Annotated in this window: 14 protein-coding genes; 4 read left to right on the forward strand and 10 right to left on the reverse strand. The window is 63.6% G+C overall.

The genetic code is table 11. The features are described 5' to 3' along the window. Position 1: 1 nt before the first annotated feature. On the forward strand, positions 2–940 hold the full coding sequence (locus NKJ58_RS17010) for a dimethyl sulfoxide reductase anchor subunit family protein (RefSeq protein ID WP_352518524.1): 939 nt from the start codon (positions 2–4) through the stop codon (positions 938–940). A gap of 12 nt (positions 941–952) precedes the next feature. Here NKJ58_RS17010 and NKJ58_RS17015 read toward each other — a convergent pair whose 3' ends face one another. Next, positions 953–1831, reverse strand: a complete 879-nt coding sequence (locus tag NKJ58_RS17015; protein WP_352853509.1) for a LysR substrate-binding domain-containing protein — start codon at positions 1829–1831, stop codon at positions 953–955. Positions 1832–1925: 94 nt separating this feature from the next. Here NKJ58_RS17015 and NKJ58_RS17020 point away from each other — a divergent pair, with 94 nt between their 5' ends. Continuing rightward, positions 1926–2897 carry a quinone oxidoreductase family protein gene (locus NKJ58_RS17020; RefSeq protein ID WP_352853511.1) on the forward strand — a complete coding sequence of 324 codons (972 nt, stop codon included), beginning with the start codon at positions 1926–1928 and terminating at the stop codon, positions 2895–2897. 4 nt (positions 2898–2901) lie between these two features. On the opposite strand, the gene pdeM is transcribed toward NKJ58_RS17020, so the two are convergent. Then, positions 2902–3618, reverse strand: a complete 717-nt coding sequence (gene pdeM / locus NKJ58_RS17025) for a ligase-associated DNA damage response endonuclease PdeM (RefSeq protein WP_023703455.1) — start codon at positions 3616–3618, stop codon at positions 2902–2904. Next, positions 3615–6104 carry a ligase-associated DNA damage response DEXH box helicase gene (locus tag NKJ58_RS17030; protein ID WP_352518594.1) on the reverse strand — a complete coding sequence of 830 codons (2490 nt, stop codon included), beginning with the start codon at positions 6102–6104 and terminating at the stop codon, positions 3615–3617. The genes pdeM and NKJ58_RS17030 overlap by 4 nt, the downstream gene beginning before the upstream one ends. Here NKJ58_RS17030 and NKJ58_RS17035 point away from each other — a divergent pair. After that, on the forward strand, positions 6012–6206 hold the full coding sequence (locus NKJ58_RS17035; protein ID WP_245261392.1) for a hypothetical protein: 195 nt from the start codon (positions 6012–6014) through the stop codon (positions 6204–6206). The genes NKJ58_RS17030 and NKJ58_RS17035 overlap by 93 nt on opposite strands. A gap of 141 nt (positions 6207–6347) precedes the next feature. On the opposite strand, the gene NKJ58_RS17040 is transcribed toward NKJ58_RS17035, so the two are convergent. The 3 genes from NKJ58_RS17040 to NKJ58_RS17050 all read right to left on the reverse strand — a co-directional run bounded on the left by NKJ58_RS17040 (position 6348) and on the right by NKJ58_RS17050 (position 9019). After that, positions 6348–7208, reverse strand: a complete 861-nt coding sequence (locus tag NKJ58_RS17040) for a C40 family peptidase (RefSeq protein ID WP_352518527.1) — start codon at positions 7206–7208, stop codon at positions 6348–6350. 29 nt (positions 7209–7237) lie between these two features. Next, positions 7238–7588: a MarR family winged helix-turn-helix transcriptional regulator gene (locus tag NKJ58_RS17045; protein ID WP_023669596.1), complete on the reverse strand. Its 351-nt coding sequence runs from the start codon at positions 7586–7588 to the stop codon at positions 7238–7240. 69 nt (positions 7589–7657) lie between these two features. Continuing rightward, positions 7658–9019: a leucyl aminopeptidase family protein gene (locus NKJ58_RS17050; RefSeq protein ID WP_023715316.1), complete on the reverse strand. Its 1362-nt coding sequence runs from the start codon at positions 9017–9019 to the stop codon at positions 7658–7660. Positions 9020–9256: 237 nt separating this feature from the next. Between NKJ58_RS17050 and NKJ58_RS17055 the strand changes: the two genes are divergently transcribed. After that, positions 9257–10078: a tetratricopeptide repeat protein gene (locus NKJ58_RS17055; protein ID WP_023681978.1), complete on the forward strand. Its 822-nt coding sequence runs from the start codon at positions 9257–9259 to the stop codon at positions 10076–10078. A 113-nt stretch (positions 10079–10191) separates the two neighbouring features. Here the strand turns inward: NKJ58_RS17055 and NKJ58_RS17060 are convergent, their stop codons facing one another. Genes NKJ58_RS17060 through NKJ58_RS17075 form a run of 4 tightly spaced genes read right to left on the reverse strand, consistent with a single transcriptional unit; the run spans position 10192 to position 15108 of the window. Beyond that, positions 10192–11208 (reverse strand): type II secretion system F family protein, encoded by a 1017-nt coding sequence (locus tag NKJ58_RS17060; RefSeq protein WP_023681979.1) that lies wholly within the window; start codon positions 11206–11208, stop codon positions 10192–10194. A gap of 39 nt (positions 11209–11247) precedes the next feature. Then, on the reverse strand, positions 11248–12261 hold the full coding sequence (locus tag NKJ58_RS17065) for a type II secretion system F family protein (RefSeq protein WP_023715315.1): 1014 nt from the start codon (positions 12259–12261) through the stop codon (positions 11248–11250). Between the two features lie 28 nt (positions 12262–12289). Beyond that, on the reverse strand, positions 12290–13795 hold the full coding sequence (locus NKJ58_RS17070) for a TadA family conjugal transfer-associated ATPase (protein WP_023681981.1): 1506 nt from the start codon (positions 13793–13795) through the stop codon (positions 12290–12292). 29 nt (positions 13796–13824) lie between these two features. Beyond that, a complete protein-coding gene (locus NKJ58_RS17075; protein WP_023681982.1) occupies positions 13825–15108 on the reverse strand; it encodes a CpaE/TadZ family protein in 1284 nt (427 codons plus the stop codon). Position 15109 lies beyond the last annotated feature (1 nt).

Below are 15109 nucleotides of genomic sequence, written 5' to 3' on the forward strand. Positions count from 1 at the left end.
CATGCATCCTGCCGCCTCGGTCGTTTTCTTCACCACTGCTACAGGAGCGGGCTACGGACTGCTGGCGCTGCTTGGCGTGCTGGGCGGGCTGGGCTTCATCCCGGCCGATTTCTGGCTTGGCCTTATCGGAATGGGGCTGGCGCTTGGGCTGATTGCTGCCGGCCTTTTGTCTTCGACCGTCCATCTCGGCCGCCCCGAACGCGCATGGCGCGCCTTCTCGCAATGGCGCAGTTCGTGGCTGTCGCGCGAAGGCGTATCGTCGGTCGCAACCTTCATTCCCGCCGGGCTGTTCGGCATCGGCTGGGTGTTTTTTGGCCGCACCGGAGGCTGGATGGCCATCGCCGGGTTTCTCGCAACTATCGGCGCAATAGTCACCGTCTGCACCACCGGCATGATCTATGCCTCGCTGAAGCCGATCGCGCAGTGGCATAGCCCGTATACGCTGCCGGGCTATCTCATCTTTTCGGCGATGACCGGCAGCGTGCTGTTGAACGCGCTGCTGCAGGCTTTCGCCATCAGCCCGACCGCCGTTGCGGTAGCCGCCTTGCTGCTGACCTTGCTCGGCTGGGGCTGGAAGCTGGCGACGTGGCGATACAATGACGCGCTGGAGATCGCGACCACCGCCAACACGGCGACAGGCCTCGCCGGAGGGACGGTGCGCTCGCTGGAATGGCCGCACACCAAGGAAAACTATCTGCTCAAGGAAATGGGCTTTCGGATCGCCCGCAAGCACGGCGCAAAGCTGCGCCTGATCACGCAGTTGCTGGCTTTCGCCTTGCCTGCCCTGCTGCTGCTTTCTGTCTTATTCGCTTTGCCCTGGCCATTCGCAGCGGTGCTGTCGGTGCTTGCGGCAATCGTCCAGTTCGCCGGCATGCTGGTCGAGCGCTGGCTGTTCTTCGCCGAGGCCAAGCACACCGTCAGCCTCTATTACGGCCGGTAGAGCGTCCCGCCGTCAGGCGGCCCGTGCTCGTGGCGCCGCCGGCAAATCCTTAAGCAGGATTTCGATCGCGGCATCGATTACAGCTGTCCTGCGGTCGTGCGCGTAAAGGCCGTATTGGACCGTGAGCGGCTCGGGCAGGCCGGCTGACGTCTTCAGCACCCGCATCGAAGCGGTACGCACGGATTCGGGCGGAAGCAGTCCAACGCCCAGTCCGTTCTCGATCGCGGCCTGAAGGCCGGTGACGCTCTGGCACGACAGGACGATCCGGTGCTCCCGACCGGCGGCGATCAGCGCCTCGATCATCCGCCTGCGCCAAGGGCAGGTTGCGCCGAAGGCGGCGAGATCGAGTGGCCGGTCATGGTCCAGCACATAGTCCTGGGCGCAGACCCACTGCAGTTCGACGTTCCATGTCGTCACGGCATCGGCCGCGACGACGGATGTCGGGGCAATCATGACATCCAGCGCATCCTCGCTCCACAGCCGTCCCAGCGCGACGCTGTGCTCGACCATCGCGTCGAGGCTGATGTCGGGATAGGTGCGATGCAGCCGCCCAAGCGCGGCCGAAAGCGCGGCCGTGGTGACCTCTTCGGCAAGACCAATACGCACGCCGCCGCCAATGCTAGCCTGCTGCAGACGCGCCACCGCTTCATCGCCGAGAGCGAGGATGCGGGTCGCGTATCCCAGAAAGAGCTCGCCTTCCGCAGTCGGCACAACGCCGCGGCCGGTGCGCTGGAACAAGTGCCGTTGGAGCAGGCCCTCCAGCCGGCGCATCTGCATGCTCATCGCCGATTGGGTCTTGCCGGTCTGCGCGGCGACCCTGCTCAGGCTACCTTGCCGGCAGACCGCGACATAGGTGCGGAGAAGGTCGAGGCCGATCTGTTCAGATATCATTTTGTTTGAACTCTGATGTCATAGGTATCAGTCTACAATGATATCTCGCCACGCGCTATCTCACACTCAAGAGAACAGCGCAGGGGAGAAAACCATGAAAGCGATCCGTGTTCACCGCCATGGCGGGCCAGATGTGCTCGCCTACGAAGATGTCGACATCGGCCAGCCCGGACCGGGCGAGGTGCGCGTGCGCAACCGGGCGGTCGGTCTCAACTTCGTCGACATCTATTTTCGCACCGGCGAATACGCGCCGCCCGCTCTGCCATTCATTCCCGGCAATGAAGGCGCCGGCGAAATCGTCGCCGTCGGTGAAGGCGTCAGCGGCTTCGCGCCTGGCGACCGAGTCGCCTATGTCGAGACCCTCGGCGGCTATGCCGAAGAACGCATCGTGCCGGCGCATTTCGTCGTGCATCTGCCCGACGCCATCGATTTCGAGACGGGCGCGGCCATGATGCTGAAGGGGCTGACGGCGCAATATCTGCTGCGTCGCACGTTTCGCGTCGAGGCGGGCCATACAATTCTGGTGCATGCCGCAGCGGGCGGCGTTGGCCTCATCCTGACGCAATGGGCAAAGCATCTCGGCGCCATCGTCATCGCCACGGTCGGTTCACCCGAAAAGGCCGAACTTGCGCGCGCCAATGGCTGCGACCATGTCATCGACTACAGCAAAGAGAATTTCGCCGCACGGGTGAAAGAGGTCACCAACGGCGAGGGCTGCCACGCCGTCTATGACGGCGTCGGCAACGCGACCTTCCCGGCCTCGCTCGACTGCCTGCGGCCGTTCGGCACCTTCGTCAGCTACGGCACAGCGTCGGGGTCGATCCCGCCATTCGACATCATGCTTTTGATGCAAAAGGGTTCGCTGTTCGCCACCTGGCAGTTGCTGTTCCATCATCTCGCCAGGCGTGAGGACGTCGTCGCCATGAGCGAGGATCTGTTCAGCGTCGTCCTCAGCGGCGCAGTGAAAATCCCGGTGCACACAAGCATGCCGCTTGCCGAAGTGGCGGAGGCGCACCGCCGGCTCGAAGCACGGCAGACGACAGGCGCAACCGTGCTTATACCGTAGAAACTCAGCCCGGCCGCAGCATCGAACCGGAAATGGCGAAGATGCGCGCGGCGCCCATCATATAAGCTATCAACGTCTCGCGGCGGAACAGGCCGGCATAGGCGCGGTCGAGCACGTTGAGCGAGCCGGTATAAGCGCCGAAGGCCGGCATGATCATGCGGCCGCCATCGCCGGCAAAGCAGCGCCGCCGCACCGAGCGGCCCTGCTGGACGATGCGGGCGCAAGGGTGAAGATGGCCGGCAACTTCGCCCTCGGTTCTTATCTTCGACGGCTCGTGGCGGAACAGCAGCGAGCCGATGGCGAGTTCGCGCACCGTCTCGCCGGGCAAATCCGCCGGCGCTTCCGGGTCATGGTTGCCGGCGACCCAGAACCAGTCGCGGCCGGCCATCAATGCTTCCAGCCGATCGCGGAAGGTTTGATGCATGCGCTCGGCGCCGCCGCCGTCGTGGAAGGAGTCGCCCAGGCTGATGACGATGGCCGGCTGGTAGTCCGCGATTACCGCCTGCAGCCGGAGCAGAGTGGCGCCGGTATCGTAGGGCGGGATCAGTGCGCCGCGCCTGGCGAAGGACGAGCCCTTTTCCAGATGCAGGTCGGAGACCGCGAGCAGCCTCAGATCGGGGAAATAGAGCACGCCGCGCGAATCACAGATCGCGCGCTCGCCCGCGATGCCGACAAAGTCGGCCTCGGCGATCAGCGATGCCCGCGCCAGCGAAAAATTCATTCCTCAACCATCCCAGGACCCATGGCTTCCTCGACCAAAGTCGCGGCATCCATCAGCAGCGTTTCGTCGGCCTCGCCGTTCACCGGCATCTTGCCGATTTCGAGCATGATCGGCACGGCCAGCGGCGATATCTGTTCGAGTGCCTTATGCACGATTCGACCCTGGATACGCGAGAGCATGTCGGCAAGTCTGCTGACATCGAGCAGACCGGTCGCCGCGTCGGCGCGCGTCGCCTGCAGCAGGATGTGGTCGGGCTCATGGCTGCGCAGCACGTCATAGATCAGATCGGTCGAGACGGTGACCTGACGGCCGCTTTTCTCCTGTCCCGGGTGGCGCTTCTCGATCAGGCCTGAAATTAGCGCGCAGTTGCGGAAGGTGCGCTTGAGCAGCCAGCTGTCGGCCAGCCAAGCCTCGAGGTCGTCGCCCAGCATGTCCTGGTCGAACAGAGCGCCAAGCGAAGGTTTCCGCGATTTGAACATCGCGCCCATATCGCCCAGCGACCAGATGGCCAATGCGTAGTCGGTGGCGACGAAGCCAAGCGGCCTGGCGCCGGCCCTGTCCAGCCGGCGGGTGAGCAGCATGCCGAGCGTCTGGTGCGCCAGCCTGCCCTCGAAAGGATAAGCGACGAGATAGTGACGGTTGCCGCGCGGAAAGGTTTCGATCAGCAGGTCGTCGCGTTTGGGCAATACCGATTTGTCGGCTTGGTAACGCAGCCAATCCGACACCTGCTCGGGCAGCTTCTTCCAGCGCTGTGGGTCGTCCAGCATGGCGCGCACCTGCTCGGCGAGGTAAGTCGAAAGCGGAAATTTGCCGCCGCCATAGTAAGGCACCTTGGCGTCGCTTCCCGGCGCATTCGAGACGAAGCATTCGTTCTCGCGGATGCCTTCGAAGCGCAGGACTTTGCCGGCAAACATGAAGGTGTCGCCATGCGTCAGCGTTTCGAGGAAGGCCTCCTCGATCTTGCCCAGAACCCGGCCGCCGTGCGAAGCCGAGCCTTTGCTGCCGGCCTTGACGTATCGCACATTGAGCGCCGGCACCTCGATGATCGTGCCGACATTCAGCCGGTATTGCTGGGCAACGCGCGGATTGGAGACCCGCCACATGCCGTCCTTGTTGAGGCGGATGCGGGCGTAGCGCTCGTAGTTCTTCAGTGCGTAGCCGCCGGTGGCGACGAAATCGATGACGCGGTCGAATGTCGGCCGGTCGAGGCTGGCATAGGGCGCTGCTGTCAGCACTTCCTCGTAGAGATCGTCGGCGCGAAACGGCGCTCCGCAGGCGCAGCCCAGCACATGCTGGGCCAGCACATCGAGCCCGCCATTGACCAGCGGCGGCGTATCCTGGGCGCCCAGATAGTTGGCGTCCAGCGCTGCCCGGCACTCCAGCACCTCGAAACGATTGGCCGGGATCAGGATCGCCTTCGACGGCTCGTCCATGCGGTGATTGGCGCGGCCGATGCGCTGCGCCAGCCGGCTGGCGCCCTTGGGCGCGCCGACATGGACGACGAGATCGACATCGCCCCAATCGATGCCAAGGTCGAGCGTCGAGGTGGCGACGATGGCACGGAGCGCGTTTTCCCCCATCGCCTTCTCGACGCGTCGGCGCTGGGCGACATCGAGCGAGCCGTGATGCAGCGCGATCGGCAAGGTATCCTCGTTGACCCGCCACAATTCCTGAAACAGCAGCTCGGCCTGGCTGCGGGTGTTGACGAACAGCAGGGTGGTCTTGTGGCGCTTGATCTCGCGATAGATTTCCGGCGTCGCATAGCGCGCCGAATGGCCGGCCCATGGCACGCGCTCTTCCGAATCGAGGATCGAGATTTCGGGCTTCGCGCCGCCGGTGACGACGATGAGTTCAGCCATGTCTCCCGGTGGATTCTGGCTGACCAGCCAGCGCCGCAATTCGTCGGGCTCGGCCACCGTTGCCGACAGACCGATCGTCTGCAGGCCGGGCACGATGCTGCGCAGCCGCGCCAGCCCGAGCGCCAGCAGATGGCCGCGTTTCGATGTCACCAGCGAATGCAACTCGTCGAGCACGACATAGCGCAGATCCTCGAAGAAGCGCCCGGCATCGCCGGCCGCAATCAGCAGCGCCAATTGCTCGGGCGTGGTGAGCAGGATATCGGGCGGCGCCAGTTTCTGGCGCTGCCGCTTGTGGGAAGGCGTGTCGCCGGTGCGCGTCTCGATGGTGACGGGCAGGCCGATCTCCTCCACCGGCTTGCCGAGGTTGCGCTCGATGTCGACGGCCAGCGCCTTCAGCGGCGAGATGTAGAGCGTATGGATGCCGCGCCGTGCCATACCGGCTTTGCGTCTGGGGCGGTTGGCCAGTTCGGTCAACGATGGCAAGAAGCCGGCCAGTGTCTTGCCGGCGCCGGTCGGTGCGATCAAGAGCACCGATTGCCCGGCTTGAGCCTTCGCCAGCAGCTCGATCTGGTGAGCGCGCGGCGACCAGCCTTTTTCGCCAAACCATCTGATGAATGGCTCGGGCAGAAGGACGGCGGCATTTTGTTTGGCAAGGCGCGGCTGCTCGGTCACGCGAAAGAGGTAGCGCGACGGCGCGCGATCGCCAAGCAAAATCGGAACAAAAGGTGATCGGGTGAGTTGTCCTCACCCCCTACGGGGAGAGGATGCCGGCAGGCACGTGAGGGACAGCGCGAGCTTTCAATCGCTGGCGCCGCCCCTCATCCGCCCTTCGGGCACCTTCTCCCCGTGAACGGGGCGAAGGAAGAGGCGCTACGGCCGCCGAAAGCCCGTCGGCCCGCCATAGAGATACCCAATCCGGCCGATCGCCTCCTTCAGCCCTTCGCGCGAGACCAGCATGGTGTGGCCGTTGGCGTGGATCATGGTCTCGGCGCCGGTCATAACGGCGACATGCCCCTTCCAGAACACGAGGTCACCGCGTTTCAGCCCGGCATAATCGGATCCCGGATCGAGCGGCTCGCCGAGGCCTGCCGCCTGCATGTCGGCATCACGCAGCACATTGCGGCCGGCCATGCGCATGGCCAGTTGCACAAGGCCCGAACAGTCGATGCCGAAGCCGGAGGTGCCGCCCCAGAGATAGGGCGTGCCGAGAAACATCTCGGAGACCGAGACATAGTCGGCGGCGATGTCACTGACCGGGCAAATATGGCCGGCGCTCAGCGCCTCGCCGGAGGGCAACAGCGCATAGTGCGTGCCGCGCGTTTCGGCGGCACCGGTTACCGTCACCGTCGAGCCCATCGACAATTGGCCGCTGATCGGGAAGCGCAGATCCGGGCCAGGATAGAGGAAGGTGCGCGGCGCCGTGACGATGTGGGTTGGCGCATGCTCGCGTGCGCCCAGCATGGTGGCGCCGACGTAGCCGACATAGCCGTCGCGTTCGGCCTGGACCCAGGCCCATCCCTCGGCTTCCTCGAAGACAAGCACATCGTCGCCGAACAGTACCTGCGTGTTGACGCCGGCATCCGGGCGCGGTGCCTTGCGCACGTCAGCCACGGAGGCTGTGATCCGAGCCGGACGGCCGGTGACGAAGCGATCGGCCGAAACCTTCCCTTTCAGCCTTGCATCGGCGAGGTCGGAACGGAAGGCGTGGAGGCGGGCATCCCTGGCAGTCAAATCGGTACTCGTTCTAATTCATGGATCGATCAGATGGGCAGTTCATGAGCCCTGGCAACGATACCATCCCCGAAGCGCTCGACAAAGAGCGCGCCTTCGACCGTGCGCCGGATCAGCACATTGCGCTTGTCGAGCTCGTCGCGATGGCGTGACACCAGTTTCAGCGCACCCATAGTGTCGAGGGCGCGGGTGATGACCGGCTTGGTGACATTGAGGCGGGCTGCCAGGCCGCGCACCGTGTGCGGCGGCGGGTCGAGATAGATGGTGAACAGGATCGCCGTCTGGCGCATGGTGAGATCTGGCGCGCCGGCGCGCACCTGCGACAACATCACCTGCTGCCATAGTCGCATCGCCTGGCTCGGACGCATCGAAATCGACATCGCGCGAGCATGACGGCAAATTGTTTCGGTTCCGTTTCAGTTTAGAGGCGGTGTGTTGTGCTCACGACCCTAGGGATAGCGCCTCGAAATGACCCGCTCCAGTGCACGGATGCCTTGCGCCTCGCCGCCGGCGGGTCCGTAGGGGCGATCGGACGGGTTCCAGGCGAAGATGTCGAAATGCGCCCAGCCCGTTGTCCGTTCGACAAAGCGCTTGAGGAACAGCGCCGCGGTGACCGAGCCGGCGAAACCGTCCGTGGTGACGTTGTTGATGTCGGCGATCTTCGACGCCAGCCTGCCGTCATAGGGCCGCCACAACGGCATGCGCCACAACGGATCCTCGACGGCCACCGAGGCCGCAGCCAGTTCGGACGCCAGCGCTTCGTCGCCAGTGTAGAAAGGCGGCAGATCGGGACCGAGCGCGACACGCGCTGCCCCGGTCAGCGTCGCCATGTCGATCAGCAGTTCCGGCTCCTCGTCATCGGCCAGCGCCAGCGCATCGGCCAGCACCAGCCGCCCTTCGGCGTCGGTGTTGCCGATCTCGACGGTGAGGCCCTTGCGGCTGGTCAGTACATCTCCAGGCCGGAAGGCGTTGCCGGCAATCGAATTCTCGACCGCTGGGATCAGGACGCGCAGCCGGATCTTCAGCCCGGCAGCCATGATCATCGAGGCCAGGCCCAGCACATTGGCGGCGCCGCCCATATCCTTCTTCATCAAGAGCATGCCCGACGACGGTTTGATGTCGAGGCCGCCAGTGTCGAAACAGACACCCTTGCCGACCAGCGTCACCTTCGGCGCGCCTTCCGGTCCCCAAACCATGTCGATCAGTCGCGGCGCTCCGACCGAGGCCCGGCCGACCGCATGGATCATCGGGAAATTCTGCTTCAGGAGATCATCCCCCTTGATCACCGACACCTCGGCCTTGTGAGTGGCCGCCAGGATCCGCACGGCCTTCTCCAACTCGTCCGGTCCCATGTCGCTGGTCGGCGTGTTGACGAGGTCGCGCGCCAGGAAGACGCCGTCGGCGATGCGCCGGACGCGTCCTGCATCTACGCCGAGCGGCAGCGCAAAACGCAGCGTCTTGCCTGATTTCTTTCCGTAGCGAGTGAAGACGTAACCGCCGAGCACCAAGGCTATGGCCGCGAGTTCCGGCTCGGCTTGAGCGGCGGCAAAATGCCAGTCGCCTTCCGGCAAGGCTCTCGCCAGCATGCCGACGGCCAGCGCGCCCTCGCCATCACCGACGCCGAACAAGGCGCCGGCAAGGGACCCGTTGTCGCCGGGGACGGCGAGCGTCCTACCGGCTTCGCCGGAAAAGCCGTTGGCGGCCGCCCATGCGGTCATGGAAGGCGAAAGCCCCAAGGCCTCCAGTCCATCGCTCGCGACCAGATGGACCGGCAGGGCAGTGTTTAGTGTCTCGATGAGTTCGACGGGCATTCGATGGTCTCCGGGAGGCTTGCAGGTCGTCCTCAGTCAAGTGACAGGGACGTCGGATGATTTCAACATCTATGCACAGGGGCCGGCATGGGACTGCCAGGCCAAAGGCTTCCGGCGGGCCGTTCACCGATCCGACGGCTCGCTTTTTAACTGTCCGTTAGGGTTAACAGAATATTTCTGCGGGGATGAAGATGGCCACGCGAATGGCCACGCGCAGGAATGGAGAGCCCCGTGCCGATGCCCACCAACCGCAGGATGAACGTCACGGGCAAACGGTTGGTCACCACGGCACTGCTGATGGCGCTGGCGGCCGGTGTTGCCGGGTGCGGAACCAGCAAGCTCACGACCGGCTCGATCGGGCGCACCAGCGGCAAACCGCTGGAAACCATGTCGGCCAGCGAGTTGCACGGGGCAACCGGGCGGCTCGGCGAATCCTACGCAAAGAACCCCAACGACAAGCGGCTGGCGACAAATTTTGCGGCGGCGCTCCAGATGGACGGCGATGCCGACCAGTCGCTTGCCGTGATGCGCAAGCTGGCGATCGCCTACCCCAAGGATCGCGACGTGCTTGCCGCCTACGGCAAGGCGCTGGCCGCCAACGGCCAGTTCGAGCCGGCGCTCGACGCCGTGCGCCGGGCGCAGACGCCGGAATATCCGGACTGGCGGCTGATGTCGGCCGAGGCCGCCATTCTCGACCAGCTTGGCCAGAAGGATGAAGCGCGCCAGAACTACCGCAAGGCGCTGGACCTCAAGCCGAACGAACCCTCGATCCTTTCCAATCTCGGCATGTCCTATGTGCTGGAAGGCGATCTGCGCACCGCCGAGACCTATATGCGCTCGGCAGCCCAGCAACCGAATGCCGACAGCCGGGTGCGCCAGAACCTTGCGCTGGTCGTGGGACTGCAGGGCCGCTTCGACGAGGCCGAGAAGATCGCCTCGCAGGAGCTTTCGCCGGAACAGGCGCAAGCCAATGTAGCCTATCTTCGCCAGATGCTTGCCCAGCAGAACGCCTGGAGCCAGCTCAAGGATCAGGACAAGGCAAAGGCGGCGACCAACTGAGCGCCGCATGGGCGCCGGCTCCGCACAGCGCAAAATCCGTCCACGCATCAACGCTGAAAGCCAAGAGCCGCACTGCATTGGCAGTGCGGCTCTTTGTATGGCTGCAACGAGGCCTACTGGCTTGAGGAATTGTGCTGGTCGCCGAAGATGCCGCGCTGGCTGACCTGAATGCCGGCTGGGCCCAGAATGATGGCGAACAAAACCGGCAGGAAGAACAGGATCATCGGCACGGTAAGCTTCGGCGGCAGGGCGGCGGCCTTCTTCTCGGCTGCATTCATGCGCATGTCGCGGCTTTCCGCGGCCAGCACGCGCAATGCGTGCGCCACGGGTGTGCCGTAGCGTTCCGCCTGGACCAGTGCCTGGGACACTGACTTCACCGATTCCAGGCCGGTACGAGCCGACAGGTTTTCATAAGCCTGCTTGCGTTCCTGCAGATAAGAGAGTTCGGCATTGGTCAGCACGAATTCCTCCGCCAGCGCCACCGATTGCGAACCGATCTCCTCGGAGACCTTGCGCAAGGCAGCCTCGACCGACATGCCCGACTCGACGCAGATCAGCATCAGGTCGAGCGCATCCGGCCACGCCGCCTGGATCGACTGCTTGCGCTTGGCGGCACGATTGTTGACGTAAAGGATCGGCGCGTAGAAGCCGGCGTAGGCGACGAGAATGCAGACGAACAGTTTCGCGAAGGCCGGCCGGTCAGGCAGTCCGCCGAGCACGAACAGATAGATCGCTGCCAGCGCGAAACCCACAAACGGCAGGATCAGGCGGAAAAACAGGAAGCGCGTCAGCGGGTTTTGGCCACGAAAGCCCGCCACCTTGAGCTTCTGCAACGTGCCTTCATCGGCCAACGCACGCCGCAGGTCGAGCCTGTCGACGATGTTGCGCATGCCGATCGACTGCTCTTCGCGCAGCCCCTTGCGGCGGCGATCGGCTTCGTTGGCAAGCCGCGAGCGCTGCTTGGCGCGCAATTCGTCACGCTCCAGCGCCACCGATTTCATGCGCGCCTTGAGCTGATTGCCGCCAAGCGCCGGCAGCAACGTGAAGACGGTCGCGAACACCGCAACGCCGACCAGCAATGCGATCAGGAAGGCAGGATCGGTCAGCGATTTTATGACTTGGTCGGTCATCCGTTTTCAGTCTTTTCGTTCGAGCTTTCCAAGGTGGGCCTAAACTTCAAAGTTCATCATCTTGCGCATCACCAGAATGCCGATCGACATCCACACGCCGGAACAGCCAAGGATCAGATTGCCGGTGCTGGTGGTGAACAGCGGCATGATGTAGTTCGGGCTCGACAGATAGACGAGAAGGGCGACGACAATAGGCAGCGCGCCGATGATGACGGCCGACGCCTTCGCTTCCATGGACAGCGCCTGGACCTTGGCCTTCATTTTCTTGCGATCGCGAAGCACGCGCGAAAGGTTGCCTAGCGCCTCGGAGAGATTACCGCCGGCCTGTGACTGGATCTGGATAACGATTCCGAAGAAACTTGCCTCGCTGCACGGCATGGTCTCAGCCATGCGCAAGGTGGCGTCGGGGATGGACATGCCAACCTGCTGCGAATCGACGATCCGGCGGAACTCGGTCTTGACCGGCTCCGGCGATTCATTGGCGATCAGGCGAATGGCGTCATTGAGCGGCAGGCCGGATTTGACGGCGCGCACGATGATGTCGAGGGAGTTGGGAAATTCGTTGAGGAACGCCTTTACCCGGCGCGCGCGGCGAAACGAGACGAACCAGCGCGGCAGGCCGAGCGCGCCGGCCAGAAGCGTACCCGGCAGGACAAGTAGCGGCGCGCCGGCGAGATAGGCGAGCACCGTCAGCGCGATGCCGCAAATGACGGAGTAGATATAGAAACGCTCGATCGAGACCTGCATGCCGGCCTGACGAATCTGGGCCTTCAACGGCGGCTTCTTGACGGCGAGTTCGTTGGTTTTCTGCTTTTCGTCGAGCTGTTTCAGCGTGTCCTGGACAGATTTACGCCGCTTGACCGCCTCCGCGACACGGTCGCGCGAAGCCTTCACGACCGAACGATCGGTCTCGGCGGCCTTGATCGTCTCGAGCCGCTTGCCGGCCTGCTTGTCGTTGCTCATCTTGGTGAACAGGAAGGCATAGGCGACCGCACCGGCGCTGAAGCCGGCGAGCACGATGAACGCCAGTACGGTGGTATCAATTCCGAACATTACCTCAGTCCCCACGCCTGGATATGCGTTAGTCAGCGCGTTTCTCCATCGATTCCAGAGCATTGGCGAGGCGCTGTTCCTCGCCATAGTAGCGGGCGCGATCCCAGAAATGCGGACGGCCGATGCCGGTCGACACATGCTCGCCAAGCAGCCTTCCGTTCGAGTCCTCGCCCTTGATGTTGTAGAGCACGATGTCCTGCGTGATGATGACGTCACCTTCCATGCCGATCACCTCGGTGATGTGGGTGATGCGGCGCGAGCCGTCGCGAAGGCGTGCTGCCTGGATGATGACATCGACGGAGCCGACGACGATTTCACGCACGGTCTTCTGCGGCAGCGAATAGCCGCCCATGGCGATCATCGATTCGATACGGTTCAGGCATTCGCGCGGGCTGTTGGAGTGGATCGTTCCCATCGACCCGTCATGGCCGGTGTTCATCGCCTGCAGCAGGTCGAAAACCTCCGGTCCGCGCACTTCGCCGACGATGATGCGTTCGGGCCGCATGCGCAAGCAGTTCTTGACCAGGTCGCGCATGGTCACCTCGCCTTCGCCCTCGAGATTGGGCGGGCGGGTTTCGAGACGTACCACGTGCGGCTGCTGCAGTTGCAGTTCGGCCGAGTCCTCGCAGGTGATGACGCGTTCCTCGCGGTCGATATAGTTGGTCAAGCAGTTGAGCAGCGTCGTCTTGCCGGAGCCGGTACCGCCGGAGATGACGATGTTGCAGCGGACGCGGCCGATAATCTTGAGTATCTCGGCGCCCTGCGGCGAGATGGCGCCGAACTTGACCAGCTGATCGAGCGTCAGCTTGTCCTTCTTGAACTTGCGGATGGTGAGCGCGGTGCCGTCGATGGAGAGCGGCGGCGCGATCACGTTGACGCGAGACCCGTCAGGAAGACGGGCGTCACAGATCGGGCTCGATTCGTCGACGCGGCGGCCAACCTGGCTGACGATGCGCTGGCAGATGTTGAGCAGCTGCTGATTGTCGCGGAAGCGGATGCCGGTCTGTTCGACCTTGCCGTTGACTTCGATGTAGACGTTCTTGGAGCCGTTGACCATGATGTCGGCGATATCGTCGCGGGCGAGCAGCGGTTCCAGCGGCCCGTAGCCTAGCACATCGTTGCAGATGTCGTCGAGCAACTCTTCCTGCTCGGCGATCGACATTGCGAAATTTTTGATGGCGATGATGTCGTTGACGATATCGCGGATTTCCTCGCGCGCGCTCTCGGGATCGAGTTTCGCAAGTTGCGACAGGTCAATGGTGTCGATGAGCGCGGAGAAGACCTGGCTCTTGGTGTCGTAGTAGGTTTCGCTTTTTTCGCGCTGGATCTTTTTTGGCGGCTCCGGCGCCATCGACGGCGCCTCAACGGCACGGCGAGTTGGCGGCGTTGCCAGCGCTCCCGGCGGCGGCGCTGCCGGGGGTCGGGCAAGTACCGCCATCTCCGCAGGCGTTGCAGCAGCCGGCGCCGCTGACGCTGGCTGACGGAACTCCGGGGTGAACCGGCCGCCGTCGTCGGAGCCTCTTTTTCCAAACATGATCGACTACCAATTTCGCTTGAGAAGCGTCATTTCTTGTTACGCGAGAGCTTGCCGAGGAGGCCGCCAAGGCCTGCCTTCTTCCTGGCCTTGATTTCGCTGCGACCGGTCAGCACGTGCGCGATTTCGTTGATCATGCCGACGACCGGGCTCTTGGGATCCATCTCGCCCAGCATGCGGCCGTTGTTCGCGGCATTTCCAAACAACAACGGGTCGAAGGCGATGACCGACATCGGCGTGAGGCTGAGCGGCTCGGCGAAGTCGGAAGCGGAAATCTCGGGCCGTTTCGGCACGCCGGCCTGATTGATGATCAGTTTCGGCGGCGGATCGTTCGGGCGAAGCCGCGTCAGCATATCGACCAGATTCTTGGTGTTGCGCAGATTGGCCAATTCCGGCGTCGCAGTGATGACGATCTCGTCGGCCTTGATCAGTGTGTTCTTGGTCCAGCCCGTCCAGATATGGGGGACGTCGAGCACCAGCAGCGGCACGCTGCGCTGGGCGGTATCGATGAGTTGCGTGAAGGCATCGGGATCGAAATCATAGACACGTTCGAGGGTGGAGGGCGCGGCGAGCAGCGACAGATGTTCGGCGCACTGGGCAAGCAGACGGTCGAGATAAACCTCGTCGACGCGTTCGGGCGAAAACACGGCCTCGGCGATGCCTTGCGCAGGGTCCTGGTCGAAGTTTATGTTGGCCGTCCCGAAAGCCAGGTCGAGATCGGCGACGACCACTTCCGACTTGAACAGCGATGACATCGCCCACGCCACATTGTGGGCGATGGTCGAGGAGCCGACGCCACCCTTGGCGCCGACGAAGGCGATCGAGCGGCCGATCGGCTCGGCTTCCGGATCGACGAAGATCGACGAAACCACCGAGACAATATCGGCCATCGACACGGGCGCGATGACGTATTCGGAAATACCGAAGCGGATGAGTTCGCGGTAAAGACCGACATCGTTGTAGTGGCCGATCACCACGACTTTAGAGGAGGGATCGCAATATTCTGAAAGCTGGGCAAGCTGCTCCAGCAACTGCTTCGGTTCGCTGCGCGACTCCAGAAGGATGAGGTTCGGCGTCGGCGCGGATTGGTAGAATTCGATCGCCGTGGCGATGCCGCCCATATGCACTTTCAGATGCGCCTTGGCCATGCGGCGATCCTCGCCGGCCCGCTCCACCGGATGCGCGACACCTTCCGTCTCGCAAAATGCCTGGATGGAAATACGCGGAACCGGCCGCAGCGCCTGCATCGCGGCAATATCCAATTGCGAGCTGTCGCCGCCGTCTACGGGCGTATCGTAGGCAAGATTGCTCATT

The sequence above is a fragment of the Mesorhizobium sp. M0139 genome, from assembly GCF_040322455.1.
GTDB lineage: Bacteria > Pseudomonadota > Alphaproteobacteria > Rhizobiales > Rhizobiaceae > Mesorhizobium.